This is a genomic window from Psychrobacter piscatorii (assembly GCF_904846415.1).
Lineage (GTDB): Bacteria > Pseudomonadota > Gammaproteobacteria > Pseudomonadales > Moraxellaceae > Psychrobacter > Psychrobacter piscatorii.
The window spans coordinates 28,909-52,742 of sequence record NZ_CAJHAR010000002.1; the positions used below are offsets into that span (position 1 = coordinate 28,909).

General features: G+C 42.9%; 22 protein-coding genes. 12 read left to right on the plus strand and 10 right to left on the minus strand.

What is annotated here, in order from left to right; genetic code table 11:
• The first annotated feature begins 111 nt into the window (after positions 1-111).
• Positions 112-1,416, plus strand: a complete 1,305-nt coding sequence (locus tag JMX83_RS01035; protein WP_201598278.1) for an MFS transporter — start codon at positions 112-114, stop codon at positions 1,414-1,416.
• Positions 1,417-1,546: 130 nt separating this feature from the next.
• On the plus strand, positions 1,547-2,530 hold the full coding sequence (dusA, locus tag JMX83_RS01040; RefSeq protein WP_201598280.1) for a tRNA dihydrouridine(20/20a) synthase DusA: 984 nt from the start codon (positions 1,547-1,549) through the stop codon (positions 2,528-2,530).
• 66 nt (positions 2,531-2,596) lie between these two features.
• Here the strand turns inward: dusA and JMX83_RS01045 are convergent, their stop codons facing one another.
• The 5 genes from JMX83_RS01045 to JMX83_RS01060 all read right to left on the minus strand — a co-directional run bounded on the left by JMX83_RS01045 (position 2,597) and on the right by JMX83_RS01060 (position 8,724).
• Positions 2,597-3,385, minus strand: a complete 789-nt coding sequence (locus JMX83_RS01045; RefSeq protein WP_227675656.1) for a CPBP family intramembrane glutamic endopeptidase — start codon at positions 3,383-3,385, stop codon at positions 2,597-2,599.
• 69 nt (positions 3,386-3,454) lie between these two features.
• A complete protein-coding gene (locus tag JMX83_RS01050) occupies positions 3,455-4,345 on the minus strand; it encodes an alpha/beta fold hydrolase (protein WP_201598282.1) in 891 nt (296 codons plus the stop codon).
• Positions 4,346-4,499: 154 nt separating this feature from the next.
• Positions 4,500-5,555, minus strand: a complete 1,056-nt coding sequence (gene sppA, locus JMX83_RS01055; RefSeq protein WP_201598284.1) for a signal peptide peptidase SppA — start codon at positions 5,553-5,555, stop codon at positions 4,500-4,502.
• A 196-nt stretch (positions 5,556-5,751) separates the two neighbouring features.
• Positions 5,752-6,603, minus strand: coding sequence for a hypothetical protein (locus JMX83_RS15140; protein ID WP_227675657.1), 852 nt, complete (start codon positions 6,601-6,603; stop codon positions 5,752-5,754).
• 6 nt (positions 6,604-6,609) lie between these two features.
• Entirely contained in the window at positions 6,610-8,724 is a 2,115-nt protein-coding gene (locus JMX83_RS01060) for a ComEC/Rec2 family competence protein (RefSeq protein WP_227675658.1), read from the minus strand.
• Positions 8,725-9,023: 299 nt separating this feature from the next.
• On the opposite strand from JMX83_RS01060, the gene JMX83_RS01065 reads away from it, so the two are divergent.
• Positions 9,024-9,599 carry a DUF2062 domain-containing protein gene (locus tag JMX83_RS01065; protein ID WP_227675659.1) on the plus strand — a complete coding sequence of 192 codons (576 nt, stop codon included), beginning with the start codon at positions 9,024-9,026 and terminating at the stop codon, positions 9,597-9,599.
• Between the two features lie 69 nt (positions 9,600-9,668).
• Here the strand turns inward: JMX83_RS01065 and JMX83_RS01070 are convergent, their stop codons facing one another.
• The 3 genes from JMX83_RS01070 to JMX83_RS01080 form a co-directional block, all read right to left on the minus strand.
• Positions 9,669-9,974 carry a hypothetical protein gene (locus JMX83_RS01070; protein WP_201598286.1) on the minus strand — a complete coding sequence of 102 codons (306 nt, stop codon included), beginning with the start codon at positions 9,972-9,974 and terminating at the stop codon, positions 9,669-9,671.
• A gap of 168 nt (positions 9,975-10,142) precedes the next feature.
• On the minus strand, positions 10,143-10,823 hold the full coding sequence (lolD, locus tag JMX83_RS01075) for a lipoprotein-releasing ABC transporter ATP-binding protein LolD (RefSeq protein WP_201598289.1): 681 nt from the start codon (positions 10,821-10,823) through the stop codon (positions 10,143-10,145).
• A 44-nt stretch (positions 10,824-10,867) separates the two neighbouring features.
• Complete coding sequence (locus tag JMX83_RS01080) at positions 10,868-12,103, minus strand: lipoprotein-releasing ABC transporter permease subunit (protein ID WP_201598301.1); 1,236 nt, start codon at positions 12,101-12,103, stop codon at positions 10,868-10,870.
• A gap of 455 nt (positions 12,104-12,558) precedes the next feature.
• Between JMX83_RS01080 and JMX83_RS01085 the strand changes: the two genes are divergently transcribed.
• The 3 genes from JMX83_RS01085 to JMX83_RS01095 all read left to right on the plus strand — a co-directional run bounded on the left by JMX83_RS01085 (position 12,559) and on the right by JMX83_RS01095 (position 14,993).
• Positions 12,559-13,533, plus strand: coding sequence for a hypothetical protein (locus JMX83_RS01085; RefSeq protein WP_201598303.1), 975 nt, complete (start codon positions 12,559-12,561; stop codon positions 13,531-13,533).
• A gap of 114 nt (positions 13,534-13,647) precedes the next feature.
• Entirely contained in the window at positions 13,648-14,166 is a 519-nt protein-coding gene (locus JMX83_RS01090) for a helix-turn-helix domain-containing protein (RefSeq protein WP_201598305.1), read from the plus strand.
• Positions 14,154-14,993 carry an IS3 family transposase gene (locus JMX83_RS01095; protein ID WP_265089469.1) on the plus strand — a complete coding sequence of 280 codons (840 nt, stop codon included), beginning with the start codon at positions 14,154-14,156 and terminating at the stop codon, positions 14,991-14,993. Before JMX83_RS01090 ends, JMX83_RS01095 begins: the two co-directional genes overlap by 13 nt.
• 98 nt (positions 14,994-15,091) lie before the next feature.
• Here JMX83_RS01095 and JMX83_RS01100 read toward each other — a convergent pair whose 3' ends face one another.
• A complete protein-coding gene (locus JMX83_RS01100; protein WP_201598308.1) occupies positions 15,092-15,481 on the minus strand; it encodes an SCP-2 sterol transfer family protein in 390 nt (129 codons plus the stop codon).
• An 856-nt stretch (positions 15,482-16,337) separates the two neighbouring features.
• On the opposite strand from JMX83_RS01100, the gene ccoN reads away from it, so the two are divergent.
• From ccoN to JMX83_RS01130, 6 genes are all read left to right on the plus strand, one after another.
• Positions 16,338-17,819, plus strand: a complete 1,482-nt coding sequence (gene ccoN / locus JMX83_RS01105; RefSeq protein ID WP_201598312.1) for a cytochrome-c oxidase, cbb3-type subunit I — start codon at positions 16,338-16,340, stop codon at positions 17,817-17,819.
• Between the two features lie 9 nt (positions 17,820-17,828).
• Positions 17,829-18,467, plus strand: coding sequence for a cytochrome-c oxidase, cbb3-type subunit II (ccoO, locus tag JMX83_RS01110; RefSeq protein ID WP_071001898.1), 639 nt, complete (start codon positions 17,829-17,831; stop codon positions 18,465-18,467).
• A complete protein-coding gene (locus JMX83_RS01115; RefSeq protein WP_201598314.1) occupies positions 18,467-18,649 on the plus strand; it encodes a cbb3-type cytochrome oxidase subunit 3 in 183 nt (60 codons plus the stop codon). Before ccoO ends, JMX83_RS01115 begins: the two co-directional genes overlap by 1 nt.
• Entirely contained in the window at positions 18,646-19,791 is a 1,146-nt protein-coding gene (gene ccoP, locus JMX83_RS01120) for a cytochrome-c oxidase, cbb3-type subunit III (protein WP_201598317.1), read from the plus strand. The genes JMX83_RS01115 and ccoP overlap by 4 nt, the downstream gene beginning before the upstream one ends.
• 423 nt (positions 19,792-20,214) lie before the next feature.
• A complete protein-coding gene (ccoG, locus tag JMX83_RS01125) occupies positions 20,215-21,627 on the plus strand; it encodes a cytochrome c oxidase accessory protein CcoG (protein WP_201598320.1) in 1,413 nt (470 codons plus the stop codon).
• Positions 21,628-21,820: 193 nt separating this feature from the next.
• Positions 21,821-22,402: a FixH family protein gene (locus JMX83_RS01130; protein ID WP_201598323.1), complete on the plus strand. Its 582-nt coding sequence runs from the start codon at positions 21,821-21,823 to the stop codon at positions 22,400-22,402.
• Between the two features lie 105 nt (positions 22,403-22,507).
• Here JMX83_RS01130 and ttcA read toward each other — a convergent pair whose 3' ends face one another.
• Positions 22,508-23,650 carry a tRNA 2-thiocytidine(32) synthetase TtcA gene (gene ttcA, locus JMX83_RS01135; RefSeq protein ID WP_201598326.1) on the minus strand — a complete coding sequence of 381 codons (1,143 nt, stop codon included), beginning with the start codon at positions 23,648-23,650 and terminating at the stop codon, positions 22,508-22,510.
• Positions 23,651-23,834: the final 184 nt, after the last annotated feature.

Below are 23,834 nucleotides of genomic sequence, written 5' to 3' on the forward strand. Positions count from 1 at the left end.
TTTCGGCAAATCATTATCTCTATGCATTGATTTGCCGGTTTTTATTGTGCACGGTTATCCAAATGATAATCGTCTTAATGACCACATTACTCCGTGGATGCGTGATCTATTATGCCGACTCGTTCTCAATACGCCTTGATGTCTACTAAAGACAAAAACATAGTGATGTTCATTAGCTTCATCAGCGCTGTGATATTTTTTGATTTTTTGATTTACTTGTATATCTCAGATATTGTTTCAGCGGCAATTTTTCCTGCTAATGCTGACCCTAGAGTTGCTAAACTGCAAGGAATGGGGCTTTTTGTTATCGGTTATTTAGCACGTCCAATCGGAGGTGTTCTCATCGGTCGTTATGGTGATATAAAAGGTAGAAAGCCAGTTTTATTGCTAAGTATAATAGTTACCGCATGTAGTCTCCTAGCAATGGCATTTTTACCCACTTATGCACAATGGGGGGCTGCTGCGCCTGCCTTATTTATATTGTTAAGAATCATACAGGGTATGGCGTTTGGTCTTTATGTACCGCTATCTTGGGTATTTGTAGCAGAGCATGTGCCCAGACAGTATCTGTCAGTTGCCTGTAGCTATGCGACTGCTAGCTTCTTTGTAGGTGTGCTGTTTTCAAATGCCTTTTTTATGTGGTTATCTAGCTTTATGACGACGACTGAGCTAACTGATTATGGTTGGCGTTTACCATTTTTAGTAGCGGCGGCTCTTAGTTTCTTACCGCTCTTATTTTGGCGATTCATCGGAGAAACACCCTTTTTTCTGGCACTTACAAAATTAAATACCGGCAAAAACTCAGGCAAGCCGCTTACCATACTCTTTAAACACTGCAAACACTCTGTGTTTATCGGCATGGTGCTGACGTTAGTGATTTCTAGCATTACCTCTGTGGTTGTTCTACTATTGCCAGACTTGATAGAGATAAACTTTACGTTAGACAGCGATTTGTTTGGATTCTCCCATAGCTTGGGCATCATATTTATAATTTTTGGCTGTATATTCTATGGGATAATTTCTAATCATGAGAATTTTGGTAAGGTTCTAGTAATTGGTTCGATACTCCTCATTGCTCAAATACTAGCCTTCTTTTATCATCTACAAGCAGGTGGCGATTACATTTTAATTATGTACGCGCTTTTGGGATTCTGTGCTGGTATTGTCGGTATGGTTCCTGCTATCTTGGTGCAATTGTTTCCAACCAACGTGCGTCTCACAGGTATCTCTTTTTGTTATAATGTGACCTACGGTATCGTTGGTGTACTGATACCTTTTGGTCTTGGTTATGCCACAACTTTAGTAAGCTTTTCACCAGCACTATACATTGCCTTTATTGGCTTTATCGGTATTATCATGGGGCTGTATTTTTATAATTTGCCTGAATTTAAAAAAATTGACCATGTTATTTTATAAGTAATTGGTCAATCACTGTTTCGCATGACGCTTGAAGCTCTGGAAACGCTTGAAAATAAGGTGCAATGGGTTGTCTCATCCATTGCACCTTATCCATTATTTAAGACACAGATATTAAGGCTTGATAACCATGGTTGATATGACCAACAAACGCCTCTCAGTTGCGCCTATGATCGACTGGACGACGACAGATTATCGTTACTTTGCGCGACTTTTTAACCCGCATACGTACCTATATACCGAGATGATCAGCACTGGTGCGTTGATACATGGCAACCGAGCACGGCATCTACGTTTTGATACGCTCGAGCATCCGCTTGTATTGCAGCTTGGCGGTGCAGACATTGATGAGATGACACAGTGTGCTGAGTTTGCCCAGCAGTATGGCTATGATGAGGTCAATATCAATGTCGGCTGCCCCTCTGATCGCGTACAACATAATAAGATAGGTGCCTGTCTGATGGCAGAACCCAAAACAGTTGCTGACTTGGTCAAGCATATGCAAGCTGCAGTCGATATCCCCGTGACGGTCAAACACCGTATCGGTATCGATGACTTTGACAGTTACGAGTTTATGGTGGATTTTGTGCAGACCGTTGCGGCTGCTGGCTGTACGCGTTTTATTGTTCATGCGCGTACCGCATGGCTACAAGGGCTGAGTCCCAAGCAAAACCGCGAGATACCACCGTTACGCTACGAGGATGTCTATCGTCTAAAACAAGACTTTCCTGAACTCGATATTGAGATCAATGGCGGTATCGATACCATTGAAGACATCAAAATGCACCTGCAACATATCGATGGCGTGATGATTGGTCGGGCATTTTATCACAACCCGTATCTATTAGCAGAGGCCAATAGCTTATGGAACGAGGCAGCACCCGACGCGATACCTAAGCGCTCAGAGATTTTAGAGCAGCTCTACCCTTATCTACAAGAACAAATCGCCAAAGGCGAAGCACTACCCACGATGACACGACATTATCTAGGATTGTTTCAAGGGTTGATGGGTGCACGCAAATGGCGGCAAGCACTAAGCGGCAAACCTCAGCTCACGCTCGGTGACATTAAACGAGCAGCCGATGAAGTATTATCGTTAAATCCTGACGCATAGCTAAATGTTGGTATAACTGAATTGATAGCATTCACATGCTAGCCATTGTCGTGGCTAGCATGTTATCTACGCCGCTTGCGCAAGATACTGCCACATCGCTGCGCCATTATTAACGATATGCAGTACGATTGGCAGTAATAGCGACCCTGACTTGATACGTGCATAACAAAATATGAATGCCAACACCACAATGGTACTGATTTCATAAATGCCATACTGCACATGGATAATGGCAAATATCAAACTGGTCACGATACTCGCAACTATTGCACCTCGCTGCGCTGGATACAACGGCGCCTTGAACTGCTCTGCAATGGCTGACCATAATATGCCACGAAAGACCACTTCTTCATAGATAGGTGCAACCACGACCATTGCAAATACCAGCAGCCACACTGAACTAACAGACTGGTATAGTGGATCTACAAATACTAACGGCGTCATATCCAGCATATAGGTCAGCGCCTGACTGACTATCATAAATATCAACAGCAATCCTAGCATGCCCATACCAACCGTAAATGAAAACGGCTTGATTGCTAGATACTGCCGCCATTCACCGCCTCTTATACGAATAATAAGAACACTGGTTATCATCAGCAGCACGCAGCCTATGAGTATTGATAAGCTCACGACTGTTCCATCGTTACTACCAAAAAAGAAGATATCCCCCATCGAGGCATTTTTGGTCACAGGTAATACCAGCTTGCCAGCGATATAGACGCCTACCAACTGACTGATAAAAAACGCAAGCACCATCCCTACCGTTAGCATAAATGTACCAACGCGTGAAAATAACGGCGGACGCTCAGGCGAGATTGCGATATCCGGTAAAGCTGTCACATTTTTTGGCATATATATGTCACTTAAAAAATACGCTGTCAGCTTGTATTAGACACAAGCCTACATAACGATACGTTGCTTTTATTTTGATAGTTGCTGCTTAATCAGTTCGAGTACCTGCTGCGATACAGACTCAGGATGCTCAAGTGGGAACATATGGCCACCCTCATGAGTCTCATAAGGGATACCTAAGCGCGACTTTATCTGTTGGGGAAACCGACGTTTTAAAAAGATACTGTCTTGACCGATAATCAAGGTAACAGGCACTTTAGGGCCGCGATTCGGTGCCAACCAATACCAAGAAGGATTGGTACGGAACACTTCTACTTCATTAGCTTTAGGAATGGCCAATGTGACCTTACCATCCGCGCGCTCATGCAGGCCATGATCGATATATCCTTGAAAGCTGCGCTCATCAAAGTTCTTAAAAAACCCTTTATGCCGCATTTTTTCATACGCATCTGCTCGACTGTCCCACACATCACGGCGATGCTTAGAGATACCCGCTGGAGACAATTTATCCATCAAACGTTTACTCGTAAGAGGCAATTTATCTACTGTCTTTGCCAAATGCCACAACAAGCTAACTTTGCCATAAATCCAAGGCGGATCCATGAGCACTGCTTGAGCAAACAGCTTGGGCTCACGGTAAGCTGCTTGCAAGGTACACATGGCGCCAAGTGAATGACCCACGCCCACCACCTGAGTGACGCCGTGCTTTTCGCAGGCAGTTTTTACACTATCGATCACCTGCTGTGTCAGACTGCGCCAATGATTATCCACTGGATAATCGGGCGTATCACCCAACATGGCAATATATTCAATCGTAAAAAATGCTGATAATCCTGCAAAAAATGGCCCATACACAGCACTTGGCATCCCATTGGCATGGGCAAAATGTAGTACAGGCTTTTTTGTTATCTTGGAGACAGGTAGCGCAGCAAAGGTCTGCAAATTGATTTCATCACTCATAACAGGCTCTCGTGGGATGGTTTATATATTATTTTTAATAATGCAACTGTATTTCATATTAAGGTAATTTTTAGCACTATATACAATTAAGGCTGAACATAATTATATGCTCAGCCTCAACAATCATACACAGTATATCTAAAACATTAAACGCTTAACGCATTTTTGCATTGCCTTCTTCTTGGGGTAAAAATCCATCAAGACTCATGCTAGAACCAATACCTGCACCCAATTTTACCGCAAAACGATCCATAAACATTTGGAACGGATCGGTTGGGCTATAGCTGATGATCGTATCAAGATCTAATTGTTTGCTAAGGCTTGTGATACTGCCTGTTTTGTCCGCCAAACCTAGATCAATAGACTGCTCACCGGTCCAAAACAATCCTGAAAACAGTTTGTTTTGCTCAGGGTTTTTCAGGCGATCACCGCGGCCTTCTTTGACGGCATTGATGAAATGCTTGTGCGTATTGGCAAGCACACCTTCAACATGTTTTTCTTCGTAGTCAGTCAATGGACGCGACAAGCTCAAGATGTCTTTGTACTCACCCGCAGTGATAGTACGATCTTCTACGCCGACTTTGTCCATTAGACCTTTGACATTGTAGCTTGGCATAATGACACCGATAGAACCAACCAAGCTCGACGGATTGACATAGATCTCATCTGCTGCAGAAGCAATATAATAAGCACCTGAGGCACCAATATCACCAATAACGGCATAAAGTTTTTTATCCGGGTACTCTTTACGCAGCTCCATCATGGTCTGCCAAATTTCATCAGACTGTACCGGTGAGCCGCCAGGTGAGTTAATGTCTAACGCCACCGCTTTAGAGTTACTGTTGGCAAAAGCGTCTCTCAATGCCTCATTGACATCGTAAGCATTGGCCACGTCATCATTACTGATCACACCTTGCAGCTCAACCACTGCCAAATGCGGCGAGCTAGTATCAACGGCATCCATACCTGTTGGCGAACCACTACATCCGCGACCTATGGTCAAAAATATCAATAAGATATAACCAAAGGTCAACAGTTTAAAGAAAATACTCCAGCGACGAGCACGGCGCTGCTCAACCACACTAGCTAATAAGGTGTTTTCCAGTACTTTCCACTCTTGTCCGCTCGGCGCGTTTGGTTGCTGCATGGGCGTTGGCTGATTTGCCGAATTATCAGGACGTTTGTTTGGGTCTGGTGGCCAGTTGGGCATATAACTTCCTAAGTCAGAAACAATCTAAAACAATAAAAAGATGATATTGGTAGATACGGCTAAAAATAAATATCTCCTCGCCGTGTCAATCATCGGTATTAATAGGCTGCTAAGTATGGTGGTATTTCGATAATGGTTCAATAGTATAACTGTGAAATATCACCATATTGTAACACTGAGAATATAAGCTATATTTTTAAGGACTCGTCACTTCTGCGTCAACACCGTTGTCGATTATATCCAGCGATAAAGACGCTTCTAAAGGTTTGTCATCGTAGGTGATAATATCATTGATGCTTTGACGACTTATGACGTCAGTTGTCAGCTGTGATGCACTATGGCCAAGCCATGTGATATTTTTAAACCTCATACTGTCGTTATTCGAATCAGCTGAACATAATAATGACCACATCTGCCAAACGCTTGGATGCGTATCAGTGTCCAAAACAAGCCGTGATTGAGACAAGTTTTTGTGATCCGTATCTAACTGGTTATCTGCTATTTTCGTTTGAGAGTTTACAGATAATGACTTTAGCGGATCGGCTGCGTTGTATCTTAGAACTTGTATAGGTACGCTGCTATCAATCGCAATTGTACAGTCCCACACGCTGGTATCACCTATCTCGCTCCAGCCTGTCATTGCTTGGATCGATAAATCACCACTAGCTACCTGCCATTTTTTGCCTTGCTCGCAACCTTGGGCACTGATATTCGTCTTACCTTTAGACTGAGATGCTATTTTAGATGCTTGCTGAAATACAGACCAACGCTCGGAGCGCCCAGCTTGCCAATATTGACTGACAGGCAGCTGCTGATTTACCTGCACAACTGTCAGCGGTAATAATTCAGAATTTTTGGTGCTAACGGCTGTATTTTGCTCACTAACATTCAATGTGTCAGTCAGTACGGTGCTACTGCTCTGCACTATGATGCCTTCTAGCTTATCGACTGACAAACTACCCAGTTGCTGCTCTAAAGACGCAGATAGTTTATCCGCTGTGAGACTACTTGGCATGGTCCGTGTTGCGGTTGGTCTGTGATCAGACAAAAACAGTCAGCTGGTACTGTCTTTCGAAAATGGCGACCCATCCTTATTTTTACTAACGCTTTGATCATTTAAAGGGAATTGTAGCAAGGCTGCACTGATATATGGATCACCCGTTGGCAATATATATAACGTTGGCATTGTTATGATTGATTGCTGATTGGCATACACCATCATCATTAACAGCGTCAGAGGAGGCAGTGCCAACCAGCGACTAAGCAGCCCTCTTGGTAAAAGCCAAGGTACTATACTTAACAACACCATGAGCAATATCGCCATATTCACTGGTGTATAAAGCCATGCATCTGTTAGTGCTGGCAATGATGTCAGCCAACCAATCAACTCATGTAGATTGCCGACGATGGCACTGACCAAAGACCAAATGCTATCGGCTATCGTGGGTGATAACAGGTAAAAAAGCCCTGCTAATAGATTGAGCGGTACAATCACCCACCCAAACAGCCCAATGGCAAACAAATTGACAACAAGCCCCCATAGCGACGCCTTACCGAATAAGAGCAACGTAATAGGTAGTAAAGTCAAAAATAGCCAGAATTGTAGCTTGAATATACGCCAAGCAATTTGCAATGCACGCTGGAATAATACATGACTTATATAAGCACGCCCATTATTATCATTATCACTGTATGGTAGCGGCGCAGCGGCTGTATTGCGCTGATATGATGTGTCTTCATACTTGAGTAGTAGCGCTACTGCAATAAAAGATAGCCAATACCCTGCCTGCCACAACACATACGGATTTTGCCATGCCATCAAGACAGCTAATGCTAATAACACGCGCATGGTACCAATCGGTAGCAATGTCAATCTCACCAAGCCGATAGCCAGTAGCATCCAAGCCGTACGTGCAGCGGGCACATCAAAACCTGTAAATAGTGCATAGATAAAAGCAGCACCAATCATTACCCACCAACGCACTTGCCAGCGTGGCATATAACGATAAACCACTGGGCACAGTCGATTGAATAGCAACACAACGGCGCCGCCCAATACAATGGCTAAAAACAGTACATGTGTCCCTGATATTGCAAGCAAATGCGAGATACCCGCCAGTTGATACAAATCCTTGGTGTCGCGATTGATCAAGCCACGGTCACCTGTGAGCAAGCTCAAAGTGACAGCTCTTGCCTGCTGCTCTGCTGTGGTTTGAGCTGGCCAATCTCTATAAAAATGATCCCTTAACTGCCAACGTCCTATATCAATACGAGTACGGAGTCGCTGGAAATAAGAGTCAAACATCGATGCTTGTTGTAAAGCTTCATCGTTACTGCTCTTGCTGACAGTCAACGGACTCACCGCCAGTATATTTGCCACACCATCAATATGTCGACCGCGCAACCAGCGATAACTATCGAAACCAGACGGGTTGCTTACTGCTTGCTTGGAGGTAGACAATGGTGCCAGTGCCAAGCTCATAAATAGCTCATCACCTGGCTGCAAATCATTTAAATTTGAGAACGAATCATCATTTGATGTGTTTTTTGGATAGGCATTGAGCAATACTCGGTATTCGATATGATTATTGAGATTTTTTTCAAAATTATCATTATAGCTTTTACTTAGGCTATTATTTTCTTCCCTCGAATAATCACTTGTACTATTTGCCAAATCTTGGGAAGTCAACTCAGCGACTAATGGCATTAAATGTGTGACCACTGCTACTTGTCGATAGCCGCTATCTGTACTGGCATCATATACGCTGTCACTTATCCCTTCGATACGAACGAGCGCTTGTACACGTATAGAGTCAGTGATTTTGGTCGTTTCGGCTTGCTGATGTGCAACTAGCGCTTGTAGCGCACTACCCATGACCAACGCAATGGCTAATAGACCAAATAGGAAGTATCTGCTAAAAAGTGACAACTTAACATCATTAGGTGAGCTGACAGAGCGCGTTTTATTGGTGCTTTGAGTATTTACTGAAGGGGTGTTAAGTTGAGTAGCACTAAGCAGGATAATAGCAAATACGACAAGCAACCAAAGCAAACCGGAGGTGCTGACCATATCCAATAAAGGCATGTCGATCGGCATCGCCACATTATCTGCAACTGCCAAAACGCCCATCATAGCAATAATTACTAGGCTACCAACTAACCAATACACCAGCACTCCTTGCTTGATGAGCGAAATATTATAATGCAGCTAACGCCAGTTATTGATGACAATCAAGCATCAGAGCAGCCATTTTTATCAACATTTTAGAAGCGACTGAAGCATCATATCTGTGAGGCAATAGCATTTATATTTATATTACCCTATACTGATGAGGCATATTAAAATGATGGCTTTCTACCATCACCACTCTATGTATTCTCATCGGTATTTTTTTATCCATAATATTACTTTATACCAGCCCATCAATACAATTGAGCGGACTGTCGTTAACGATTAAAGGCGATACTGTGCCCCACAAACGTCTAAAAGACCTGCTTCCTACACCGGAAAAAATCCTAGAAAGTCGCACCCTAAAACTGTTCGCCCCGCATTTGGCAGATCCTCGGTTATGGCACTTCAACCGCCATAGCTTAAATAAAGCGGTCTATATTGGCGTGCTTAGCGCATTTTTTCCACTGCCAGGACAGATGTTGCTGGCTTTGATTGGCTCGCTTATTTTCCGAGCCAATGTACCTATGGCTCTCGGTCTGACGTGGATTACCAATCCAGTCACCAGCTTACCTATCTTTTATGCTGGGTATTATATCGGTGCAAAAATCATTGATGCACCAGTGATCAGTTTGCGCTTCATCGGCAGAATGATTGCTGATTTTAGCTTATGGGCATTATCAGATGGCGCCAACCCTTTTATTACTTATAAAGGCACTGTATCACTTGCAGCATTTTGTATAGGGTTAACGATTTTAGCGGTTATAACCAGTATCGTTTGTGGACTTGCTTTTAAAGCGATTTGGCGTTACAAGACGGTGGTGAGTTGGCAAAAGCGTCAGCAAAAACCTGATGACAAATCGCCTAAATATTAATACCGTTTAACATCATTAAACGGTATTAATATTAAACAGTATCAACGTCAGCGTCTTAAGCAGTAGCTACTACTCTTCTTTGGTTCTTTCTATGGCCTCTATAAGCTTATCCGTAAAATCTTTATCCATAGAGATGATTTCAATAACCTCGTCGTTTTTACAGAGCGTATAACGCTTACCTGTCGCGCTGTCTTGAACCTTTAAATCATAGTCAACCCCAGCCAAAGTAATCGCATCAAACACGGGTGTGATGAGATCCTTTTGTTCTTGTCTATCGATGGTGTCAAACAAGGTTGGATCGATATAAGGCTTTAACGGCTCATCACCTTCTTCAGCACTGCCAAAAGCGGCGATTGGATTGTCATCTTCGTTCATTGTTTGGAGTCCTATAAAATAGATATAGCGGCTAGTTAATCAGTTTTCTATATCTTTTGCTATGAAATATTTACTTGATAATACAACAATATATTTCGTCAGAACAACCCTTATAAATGCCAATTCATGACACTTATATTCATCTGAAAATCTCAACACATATAGACGTTAATACTGCTCCCAATGACCATTACGTAGCAGTAATTGACGATCAGCAAGCGCCGCCAAGTTGCGATCATGTGTCACCATCAGAAGTGCTGTTTGCATAGTGCTTTGTAGCTCTGATAGCAATCCAAAGACACTTTGCGCATTGTCATAATCCAAGTTACCAGTCGGCTCATCCGCCAAGATAAGCGAAGGCTTGGTAACTAGCGCGCGCGCAATTGCTACACGCTGACGTTCACCACCTGACAGCTCACCCGGCCTATGCATCAACCGATGATCCAGACCGACGTTTTCGAGAATCTTAATCGCTTGCTTACGAGCGTCAGTCGTTGACACTTCTGGACGCATCAATAAAGGCATCGCAACGTTTTCGACTGCGGTAAACTCTGCTAGCAAATGGTGAAACTGATAGATAAAACCCAAATGCTTATTGCGCATCGCGCCGCGTTCGGTCTCATTCATGCTATTTAATAACTGACCATGTAACCAGACTTCACCACTCGTGGGCGTGTCTAGACCACCAAGCAAATGTAGCAAGGTACTTTTTCCTGAACCACTGGTGCCGACAATAGCAATGCGCTCACCAGCATGAACCGTCAGATCGAGGCCAGTCAATACTTGCGTACTAACGGCTCCTTCATCATATATCTTATTGATATTGGTCGCCTTTAAAATGGCAGACATAGCGCTTCCTTTATTTTATTTATGTCGATATTTATGCGATTGAATTACTCATAACGTAGCGTCTGGGCAGGCTGAATCTTAGCTGCTCGGCGTGCTGGATAAATGGTTGCCAAAAAGCTCAATATAAATGAGGCACCTGTTATAAGTACCACGTCGAGCAAACGCAGCTCTGACGGCAAATAATTCACAAAATAAGCATCAAACAGATTCAGATTAAAGACTTGATTAATAAAGCCTAAAATATCACTGACGGTGAGTGCGAATATTACACCCAATATCGTACCAGCAACGGTACCGATCACACCAATGACCACGCCTTGCACCATAAAGACTTGGGTAATCAAACGAGGAGACGCACCAAAGGTTTTTAGAATGGCAATATCTGCTTTTTTGTCAGTGACGAGCATCACGAGACTTGAGACAATGTTGAAAGCGGCAACTAAGATAATCAAAAATAGTAGCAAACCAACCATGGCTTTTTCCATTTGAATCGCACCAAACAGATTGCCATGAGTTTGAGTCCAATCATTAGGATATAATTGTTCAGGTGCGATGGCTGCCGCTTTTTGTGACGCGATCGGCGCAGTAAAGATATCATTGAGCTTCATACGCACGCCTTGCGCCCCTTCTGGCAGGCGCAGCAGTTTTGCTGCATCACCCATCGGGATGAACGCCATCAGACTGTCTACCTCTGGGCTGATGGTAAAAATACCTGTCAAAGTAAAGCGCTTAAATCGTGGTATCACACCGGCTGGCGATGGCGATGCTTCTGGTAGCACTAGAGTCACTTTGTCCCCTATCTGCAAGCCCAAAGACTGTACCATCTCCTCGCCCAATACAATACTAAAGTCACCACTTTGCAAGGTATCAATACTGCCCTCGACCATATGATCATTGATGATAGAGACGTTTTTTTCGTATTCAGGCTCGACGCCAGTCACCATAATCCCGGCGACCTGACCGTTTGATGTCAGCATCCCTTGCAATTGAATAAAGGGTGCGACAGCTGATACTTCTGGATCTTCTTTAATCTTATCAGCGAGCTGCTCCCAATCACCAATAATCTCCGTTGAGACTACGGTGGCTTGCGGCACCATGCCCAAAATACGGGTTTTTAATTCTCGATCAAAACCATTCATGACCGATAGCACCGTAATCAATACGGCAACCCCAAGCGTCAGACCAATCATTGAAATAAGGGATATAAAGGAGATAAAGCCATTACTGCGCTCTGCTCGGGTGTATCGTAAGCCGATAAATAACGCTAAAGGACGAAACATATTCAAACTCTTTATCTTATCTACGTGCGACTTTATATAGGCTACAAAACGAGCAGTGGCAAATGCATCATAAACTGACACTCGCCATACTCACATATAAATCGAACACAAAAACAGGGTTTCAGACGAGCCGAGGACAGCCGTCAAAAGGGAGCTAGTTTGACACAATTTAGCCAATATGTGCCAGTCATTAGCCGATACTGAGAGTATTTTTTACCAAAAAACTGGGTTTTGTTATTATTTTTTATAGAGGCCTTGCTATTAGATGTGTCAATACCTATATATTATATGCTAAAGACAATTGTCATTAACCCTCATTGTGGTTTGTTCACTCTTTGCTGGCAATGTCGCTGACATCATAAACCAGCTATTTGGAATACTGAATGGTACGTAAGTAACCGTCGTACCACAGTATTAGACACAAACCCCACGCTGACTTAATTTTGAGTATTTTCATGACCATAAATTATCAATATAAAAACATTCAAACTCCTACCAAGATCACACTGACCGACGAGCAGTCTGCAGGTCATGGCGATCATTGGCGTATTTTGACCGATGATATGAGCAATGATGTGCCAGAGTGGCTACAAAAAATGATCGAAGTGGCGGCAATGCCTAAAGGCCTGAACAACAACGTCAGTGCAAAAGACAGCTGTTTGTTGTTATCAGAAGACAAGCCATGCCATATCAATCAAGTACTCGCAATGAAAGACGGTAAACCTGAGCGATTCATCAATGCTTATCCTTGTGTTGATAGTCCTTATGGGCTTGACTGTAAAATCGAGCGCGTCATCGCCAATGACAACTCTCATGATGCAGTGCTACGCTTGCGTACTGCTGATGGCAGTATTATTTATGCTTTTGATCAACTCTATACGACCAATCGTCATTTGTATCAGCGCGATACATCTTATTTCGTTAACTTTAGTGCATGGGCGCACGAGATTAAGCTCAGTGAGCAAAACGAAGTCATCATGGTAGAAGACCAAGAATCTATCCGCTATCATCGTGCGTTTAACGATATCGTCGCGGCCAATGACGGAAAGATTCCAGACGACCTGCAAGAGCAAATCAGTGAATGGAAGCCTGAAACCAAAGAACAAATGGCGCCGGTCGAAATCAACTTAGGTCACATGTGTGCTTATTTATTTGGGGATACTTTGGGGCAAGAGGATGAGGCTTGGTGTCAAGGTCAAGTGCTTGGCAAACAAGAAACGATATTTAACGGCAAGTCTATCATTCTGTTTGATGTAGTGACATTGCGTGAGCAGGACGCAGATCCCTTTGTCATACGTATTGGTGCGCTTAATACGCCAGAGACCGCCAGTATTAAAGTGCATGACTATGTACAAGCCAATGTCTGGTTACAGGCAGCGATATATAAAGAAAATCAGACAAGTGCAGCACAGCAGTCAAAAGCCAGCTAGTTATTGAATATAACAGCCTGCTGTATTACGTGTTATGCCTAGTTTTTTACACAATAAAAAACCTTTAATATGAACTGCCCCCCATAAGTTGGACACAACTTATGGGGTATTTTTATGCGTTACGATCTGGACTTTAAGATGCAAGTCATCGCATACTATCGGCAAGGGCATACCGGAATCGCTACAGCAAAGAAGTTTGGACTTGATAAAAAGATAATCTCTAGATGGGTTAAGCAATATCAAAGCGACGGTGTAGAGGCTATCAAGCCAAAGGCGAGTAAAACTAAATACAGTAGCGAGTTTAAACGTAACGTACTCACAGTCATGTTAGAACAAGGGTTAAGCCAGTCTGAGGTCGCTTTAACATTTAACATCAGCTCACCTGCGCTCATCAGCCACTGGCACAAAGCGTATCGACTACACGGCATGTCTGGACTCACTTCCAAACATAAAGGTAGAGGCGCCATGACCAAGCCCGTGATCACAAACAAACCAGATGATGAAAAGAGTCTTGCTGAATTAAAGCGCGAGAATGCATACCTACGTGCAGAGAATGCCTACCTAAAAAAGCTCGATGCCTTGCTCAAAGCGGAGGAACAAGCAGACAGAAAGCAAGGCTCATCGAAGCGCTAAGAGATGACTGCTGTTTATCTGACTTGCTTAAAGTCTCAGGTATGCCTAAAAGCGTCTTTTATTATCATAGAGCAAAGCTTGAGAGTGACGACAAATACGCTGAGTTGAGGCCACGTATTGCTAAGCTGTATCATCAGCACAAAGGTAGGTATGGCTATCGTAGAATAACGGCCGCATTAAAACAGTTAGGTTTTCATCACAATCATAAGCTCATTGCTAGGCTTATGTGTCAGTTAAACTTAACTGCCAAAATAAGGCGCAAGAAGTACCACTCCTATAAAGGGGTACAAGGCAAGATCGCGAAGAATCATTTAAAGCGTCGGTTTCATGCAGATAAACCCAATCATCGATGGCTCACTGATATTACCGAGTTTAAGGTAGGTGACAATAAGTTATATTTATCGCCCATACTTGATTGTTATAACAATGAGATTGTCAGTTATACGCACTCAAGAAGGCCAACTTATGATTTGGTGAGTCAAATGCTAGATTGTGCTTTAAATAAGACAAAGGCGTGCCGTGGTAAGAGGTTAATGCTGCACTCGGATCAAGGATGGCATTATCAAATGACACCGTTTAGCACGACGCTTAAACAGAATGGCATTAAGCAAAGCATGAGCAGAAAAGGCAATTGCTTGGATAATGCGCTCATGGAGGGGTTCTTCGGTACATTAAAGTGCGAGACCATTTATGTTGAAAAACCTCAAACCATTGAGCAGTTAGAGCAACAAATCCATGAGTACATTCACTATTACAACAATGAGCGCATTCAATTGAAACTAAAAGGACTGAGTCCTGTGCAATACAGAACTCAGTCCTTGGGGTAAACTAAACCGTCCAAGTTTTGGGGGGCAGTTCAATATGAATTAGGGGCTTTTTTACAACTTACTATTGCTTATATTCTACAAACCTTCGATAAAAACGATTAACCCATAGTCGTCATTGATTTGATACGCTTATACAACTCTTTTTGCTCGGCGCTTGGACGAGCAGTCTGTACTGCCATCAATTGTGACATATCCCCTTCAACGCGAATTTTACCGCTCATGAAAGCACCCATGATTTGGTTGGTGTCAAAATCAGTGATGATAGACTGTAAAATGCTACGATCTAATAACAATGTCGTCGTGCCATTACTATTTAGACCACGATGTAATAAACCATTGGCAAAGTTGGCTTCGATGTCTTTCTCAGTATCAGATACTTTTAGATTAACAATCATGTTAGCAAGCGCTGGTGGTAGGTTTAACTCACCTGCTTCACTACCCATCTTCTCCACTTGCTCAAACCATTCATCTGTCAAAAAAACTGCCATATTATTATCCTTAATGGGTGTTTTGTTGGGTTAACGCTGCTATTTGACGCATTAACCTGACTAGCAAATTATTAAAATGCTTGTTATTAATAGACCAAAAATATGCGGCTATTAAATATGTTCAGGCTCATTATAAGGGGCGAGTTGATAAGAAGTAAAACCTATTTGTGCCGCTAGTGATGCAATTGTTACAAAATTCCTTTCGAAGCTCACGCTTGTATTTAGCAACGTTTGTCTTAGTTTGATGCAAACACGCATCTAGAATAGTGACAAAATTGTGTATAAAATAGAGGAGTAGCACAGCAATAATAAGTTGCTCGCTAACATTTATACCAAAGAGTTTGTATTTTGCCGCATAGTTCTGATGATATTTAATTAGGATTGCGTTACAATACCCTTAAACAGAGTCGGGAGTTTTAACCAAACATTACATAAACATGTTTTTTGTCAGCCGCCGCTAGCATACATCTATGGTCAGTGCGTTTTTATAGCCCTATAGATATGGGTATCTATCTTCATTAGTACAGATTTTTTCGTAATAATTAAGATACATATTTAGCCTCATAAGATGTTTGGTGTTCAAAAACGGCGCGTCTTTTTATTTATCTTGACGATCTATTAACAATCCTACTATCGATTGGCTGTAAGCAAGGTGCACGAAGCGCCTCATTTTATCCATCAGTATCAACTGATATAAAGTCAAAGCCTAAATTGATAGTTAATAAGATTATGGTGATAAAAGGGTCAAAAAACAGTGTGTACCGTAGCTATTGTAGGTCTATAAATTTTTATAATACCTATAGTACGGACTGTTGGTTAATTCTGTTGATAATTCGGGCTGTAAAGGAATCATCCAATGAGTTTACAAAACACAGCAGTCGCCCCAGTTGACCGTGAGTACGAAATTACTATCGTAAGATTTTTTACGATCATGGCTGTCGTTTGGGGCATCGTCGGCATGAGTCTTGGTGTGTTCATTGCTTCACAGTTAGCATGGCCAGCACTCAACTTTGACATTCCATGGCTGACCTTTAGTCATTTAAGACCACTGCATACCAATGCGGTGATTTTTGCGTTCGGTGGTTGTGCCTTGTTCGCAACGTCTTATTATATCGTTCAGCGTACCTGTAAAACGCGCTTATTTGCGCCATATTTGGCTTGGTTCACCTTTTGGGGTTGGCAGGCAGTAATTGTTTCTGCTGTTATTACTCTTCCTCTAGGTTTGACGTCAACTAAAGAGTACGCTGAGCTTGAGTGGCCTATTGATATCTTAATTGCTTTGGTATGGATCTCTTATGCCATCGTATTTTTTGGTACACTCATCAAACGCAAAACCTCACACATTTATGTGGCTAACTGGTTCTTTGCCGCCTTCATTATTACGATTGCCCTACTGCATATCGTAAACAGTATGGCCATTCCGGTTAGCGCGTTCAAATCTTATTCGCTATTTGGCGGTGCAACTGATGCGATGGTGCAGTGGTGGTATGGGCACAACGCGGTAGGTTTTTACTTAACGGCAGCATTCCTTGGAATGATGTATTACTTCGTTCCGGTACAGATTGGTCGCCCTATCTACTCTTATCGCTTGTCTATCGTTCACTTTTGGGCATTGATTGCTTCATATATGTGGGCTGGTGGTCACCATTTACATTATTCAGCGCTTCCTGATTGGACGCAGTCATTGGCAATGGTATTCTCAATCATCCTATTTGCTCCATCTTGGGGTGGTATGATTAATGGTGTACTCACGCTATCAGGCAGCTGGGATAAGCTACGTACCGATCCGATCATTCGCTTTATGATTGTGGCGTTGTCGTTCTACGCGATGTCGACGTTCGAAGGTCCAATGATGTCGATCAAAACAGTGAATGCGCTATCGCATAACACTGACTGGACAGTTGGTCACGTACACTCAGGCGCACTTGGCTGGGTTGGTATGATTACGATTGGTTCGCTATATGTGCTGTTACCACGTATTTATAACAAACCGAAGATGTACTCTATCAGCTTAATCACCACGCATTTCTGGCTTGCAACTGCAGGAACGATCTTCTATATCGTGTCTATGTGGATCTCAGGTATTGGCCAAGGCATGATGTGGCTTGCTACTAACCCAGACGGTACTTTGGTGTATAGCTTCGTTGATACTGTTGAATTCTCGCATTTCCCATATATCGGTCGTGCGTTTGGTGGCTTCTTATATGTATCGGGTATGTTTGTTATGGCTTATAACTGCTATAAAACACTCAAGATGCCAGAAGGTAAGCCTGTAGATGTCGCTGATCCAACGGATCATGAACCTAGTGTCGAAAAACCTTCGACAGCTAACGTATAAGGAGCGATCATGGCTGGTACACCGCATGAAATTATTGAAAAAAATACAGGCTTGTTAGTCATTGGTATCGTTATTGCCATTAGTTTTGCAACGCTAGTTGAAATCGTGCCTTTGATTTATAACAACGATAGTCCTGAAGAAGGCGGTTTGAACAAACCCCTTCCCGCTATGGAGCCTTGGACTGCGCTTGAGTTTGAAGGTCGTGATATTTATATCCGTGAAGGATGTCACGTTTGTCATACACAAATGGTTCGCCCACTACGTGCAGAAGTTGAACGTTATGGACCATACTCACGTGCCGCTGAGTCGACGTGGGATCACCCGTTCTTATGGGGATCGAAACGTACTGGACCAGATTTAGCACGTGTTGGTGGCCGTTATTCTGAAGATTGGCAAAAGCAGCATCTAATCAACCCACGTTCGCTAGTGCCTGAATCAGTTATGCCTGGCTTCCCTTGGTTGGCCGAGAACGAAGTCGATGGTGAGAACATTCAAGCTAAAATGCGTCTATTCCGTGATCGCTTCGGTGTGCCTTATACTGAAGAAGATATCGAAGGTGCTCCAGATGCTGTACTTGGTGCCACTGAGCTTGATGCTCTGGTTGCCTATCTACAGCAGTTAGGTACCGCAATGGAAGGACAGCGCTAATGGGTATTGGTGAATTACAAACAATTGCGACCGTTTCTGCCTTTATTGCCTTTGTAGGCGTTGCATGGTGGGCGTATTCGCCAAAAAACAAAAAACGCTTCGAAGAAGATGCACAACTTGCGCTTGATGACGAGGATATTAGATCTCTGTCTGAAGAGCAGCGCAATAAGGATAAACGATGACATTTTTTTGGAGTTCTTGGATTACGCTAATCAGTTTTGGTTGTTGGGCGTTCATTCTTGGCGTTCTGCTGTTTGTATTAAAATACAAGCCAGAGGTTGAAGAAGACGGTACCACTGGTCATGAATACGATGGCATCCGAGAATACGACAAACCACTCCCTAAATGGTGGTTGGTGATATTTTTTGGCTCAATCGTCTGGGGTGTGGTTTACTGGGTATTTTTCCCAGCGATGCTTCCGGGAAACTGGAATGGTCTTGCAACCGTAAAAGTCGATGGTGAAGATGTGCCATGGACCTCTAAAAACGAGCTGTTCAGTGAGCTTGAAAGCAATAATAAAGTATTTACAGATAACTTTGAAAAAAGTATCTTGGTCAAAGCGAATGCAGCGGGCGCGACCTCGACTCTTGGTACGCTAAACGAATTACAAGCAACCATGCGTCGTAGTGAAAACCCACCAGCAGATTTGCAGACTCAAATCGACGAAAAAGTTGCAGAACTTGCCCCTTACGTCGAAAAACTGTCTGAAAATCCAAATGCTTTGAAAGTTGGTAGCCGTTTGTTCTTACAGAACTGTGCGGTATGCCATGGCTCTAACGCTAAAGGTGCGACAGGCTACCCTAACCTAACTGATAATGATTGGTTATATGGTGGTGAAGCCAGCAATATCTTGACTACGTTGCACAACGGTCGTGTTGGTGGTATGCCAGCATGGCGTGATCAGATCGGTGAAGATGGCGTACGTGCAGCATCAGAATACGTGCTGTCACTATCTAGCGATCATGGCAGCAAGAGCAATGGTAAGCTTGATCAGACGTTGGTTAACCAAGGTGAAGCTATCTTCAAGCAGCAATGTGTGTTGTGTCATGGACCAGATGCCAAAGGTATGATTTCAGCGGGTGCACCAAACTTGACTGATAATATCTGGTTGTATGGTGGTGAGCGTGAAACTGTACGTAACACGCTACGTTATGGCCGTGCAGGCGTAATGCCTCAGTGGGAAACGAAGCTAGGTAATGAGCGTATTATGCTGCTTGCTGCTTATATCTACTCATTGTCAGATAAGACAGGTAAATCGCCTGAAGTAGCAATGGCTGCTACAGCTAATCAGCCTGCTGCGACTGAAGAAGCAACTGCCAACTAAAACGCTGTTACTGTATTTTATATGGACGAGATTTAATAAAGGGAGAACTGTCATTGCAGTTCTCCCTTTTTCATATTTTTTTACAGATTTGTACTCAACGGTTGCTATCAAAAACGCATATAAGCGCTAGAAATCATTGAGACATATTAATTGCTTTTCATGATTATTACCCCATTATTAGTAGGGAGAATGTTAGAATAGCTATTTTCAAAATAGCTGACGAGTCACGACGTTATAACGTCCTAGCTCGATCTAATAAGCTACTTACAATCGATTATTTAGTAGGTGGACTAGAGTTCTTTTGTTCAGTTCTCTATCCACTATTTACTGACATTGATAACATCGTACACTCATATACCTCAACACGAGAGGTGTTTGTTCATCATGCCAGCAGACTGATTCTTTTTTTAAAGAGGCACGTTTATGTCAGCACAACAACAATCTAATAAAATCCCCGTACAGCAGGTCGATCTTGATGCGACCAAGCAACGCGTCCATCCAAGGTTTGTTACGGGTTTTTATCAAAATATTCGTGTTATCACGATGTATGCCCTTTTGGCCGCTTTTTTAATTTTGCCATGGCTGCGCTATAATGATAGACAAGCAATATGGTTTGATGTGCCTTCACAGCATTACTATATTTTTGGCATGACTTTTTTAACCCAGGATTTTTATTTTATTGCAGCATTTGCCATTATTGCAGCGTTTACCTTATTTATGGTGACCGTGTATGCTGGTCGTGTTTGGTGCGGGTATGCCTGCCCACAGACTATTTGGACGCATTTATACCAATATGTTGAAAAGTGGGTCATCGGTGATCGCAATAAGCGTATGAAGTTTGATAAATCGCCGATGAGTGCGAGTAAAGTCTTCAAACGTACCGTTGTCTATGCGATTTGGTTTTTGCTTTCAGTGATTACAGCGGCAACCTTTGTCAGTTATGTCGCAGGCACAGATTCCCTATATCATAGCTGGCAGACCATAGGATTGATTCCTATCCCTGATTGGCCAACGTGGGTATGGGTATCGATGTTTATCTTTACTTTTGCCACTTATGCCAATGCAGGTTACATGCGTGAGCAAATGTGTGTACAAATTTGTCCTTATGGCCGTTTTCAGAGCGTAATGTTTGACAAAGACACCTTGATTGTCTCTTATGATTACGAGCGTGGTGAGCCACGCGGCGCGCGTAAAAAAGGCACACATCCTGAAGATCTGGGTGATTGTATTGAATGTACGATGTGCGTGCAGGTCTGCCCTACTGGTATCGATATTCGTGATGGCTTGCAAGTAGCCTGTATTCAGTGTGCGGCCTGTATTGATGCTTGCAACGAAATCATGGATAAAGTTGGTTATCCACGCGGGCTGATTCGTTATACAACCGAACGTCAGCTGGTCGAAAAAGAACCAAGCCGTGTGCTGCGACCGCGACTATTTGCTTATTTGGCTTTGTTAGCTGTGCTATGTGGCGGGGTTATCTATGCGTTGACAGACCGCGTGCCGCTAGAGATTGATATACGTCGTGACCGTAACCAATTATCATCTATCAATACCCAAGGCATGATTGAGAACAGCTATATCGTCAAGCTGACCAACAAAACCCAAGAGCCTCACAATTATAAAATAACGCTCGCACCGCAAGAGGGTTTGAGTTTAGAGTTACGCTTCAACGATGTACCCTTAGAAGCAGGCGAAAGCTTCGATATGCCTGTCAGTATTTATGGTGATCCTGATATGATTGAATTTGGTCAAACGCCAGTGACGTTAAATGTGACCAGTGAAGACGGTAAATATAAGGTCAGTAAGCAAAACGTCTTTACGACTCAAGGACAGTAATTCATCACTGAACTGATTATTTAGTTTCCTTTATGTCATTCGGTAGCCAGCGACTTTGAGAGTCAAAGGCTATCGGGTGAATGATTTATGATTAAACTGGCAGCACTTAGCCGTCAAATTGTCCGTTGATACCATTTGTCGATATCTGATAAGCAGATCTTTGATAAATAAGTATCTGATGAATAGGTATTTTATGTCTAATCCAGCACCGAACTTTAAACATCAAGATACTCAGCCATGGTACAAGAATTACATGGTTATGATCTTTGTGATTGGTATGCCAGCTGCGGTCGTGATCGCTTGTATCTGGTTTGTCTACTACTCTTATCAGATCCGCGACAGCGTGGTACGTGACGACTGGTATATGGATGGCAAAACGCTCTATCACGACGTATCACGTGACAAGCTTGCTTATGATTTGGACTTGCATGGCAAAATGCAATTTGCGGATAATGGCGATGTTGTATTTTATCTCAATTATCCTGAGCAAAGTGTGCAGTCAGGCAAGCTATTGAACGGTCAGCCACTTACTTATCCTGATACGCTTGATCTTTCAATCTCGCATGCCACCGATATCAAAAAAGACCGTGACGTCGTGCTAAAGCATGTTGAGGGCAATAAATACAGCGCCCAAGTGGATCTTGATTCGGTAAAAGCCAAATATTACCTGCAAGTGAATAACGACGGTAAAGACGATTGGCGTATGCAAGATGTCGCCAAGCTTCCGCGCTCAGAGGTTAGCTTCAAACCCTTACCTGTCTTTGATAAAAGTTAATGTTATTAAGCTATGCCCTAATATCTACATTCAAAAAAACCAGCCTCTTCTTTACGAATGGCTGGTTTTTTATGGGTTACTCGATCAGTATTCACTCATGAGACGCTAAATAACTGGGTTAATTGTTGGGATTTTCTGCGGTGTAGTTCTACTTGTTACATCATTGTCTGATTCTGTTGCATACGGCTTATCGCTGGCAAACTTAGGATTGAACGTTTGCGTCTTTGGCGATACCGGCAAACCAATCTCAGCCAGACTATCGGTCTGCCCTGATTGAATATTGTCCCCTTCAAATAAACGCTCGTCGTTATCACGATCAAGACTGAGTGTCTCAAAATCAAACAACTCACGATCCGCTAACTGGGATGGGGCTACGTTTTGCATTGCCTTAAAGATAGACGCCAAACGCTGCGGATGAGCGTCATCCCATTCACGTAACATGTCATTGATGATGGCACGCTGTAGATTGGTCTGACTGCCACATAAGTTGCAAGGAATAATCGGAAATTCTTTTAACTTGGCGTATTCGATAATGTCTTTTTCTTCGACATAAGCCAATGGACGAATCAGCAGGTTTTGCTTGTCATCACTTAAAAGTTTAGGCGGCATTGATTTGAGCGCGCCGCCATGAAATAAATTCAAAAAGAAAGTCGCCAGCATGTCATCGCGATGATGACCCAAGGCGATTTTGGTCGCACCAATCTGCTTAGCAAAACCATATAGCGAGCCGCGGCGCAGACGTGAGCACGCTGAGCAATAGGTCTTGCCTTCTGGCACCACACTTTTGACAATACTGTACGTGTCTTTTTCCAAGATATAATGGGCAATACCTTGCTCATTAAGATAAGCAGGCAAAATATCTTCAGGGTAACCGGGCTGCTTTTGGTCAAGATTGACCGCGACGATATCGAAATGAATGGGAGCGATACGTTTTAGTAGGAGCAAAATATCCAGCAAGGTATAGCTGTCTTTACCGCCCGAGACACAGACCATCACCACATCGCCGTCTTCGATCATATTAAAATCACGAATGGCCCAAGAGACTTGGCGACGAAGCTTTTTTTGTAGCTTACGAAAAGCCGCAGATTCAGTAGGTGATTGTGAGTCAGTAGATTGATCAGCAACGATATCCTCATTGCTGCCCTCTTCAGCATCAGCCTCTAAAACATAACGATTAAAGTCCGCTTCATTAGATATATCGTCAGAGTGAGAAGGGATGTTTGGCGTAAATAAGGTTGCTGCGGTCATAAGTTACTCAATATCTTTATAAGGATGATTTTACTATAAAGCGGTTTGCGATAAAGCACGATCAATAAGGTAGGGTTATCGATGCTTTAAAAGCGGCAATTATAACAAATATTGCTAACAGATTGAAAAGATGACAGTAATACGCACTTTATTTTTATTGCAATGCTGCTTAGCATGGCTTTGT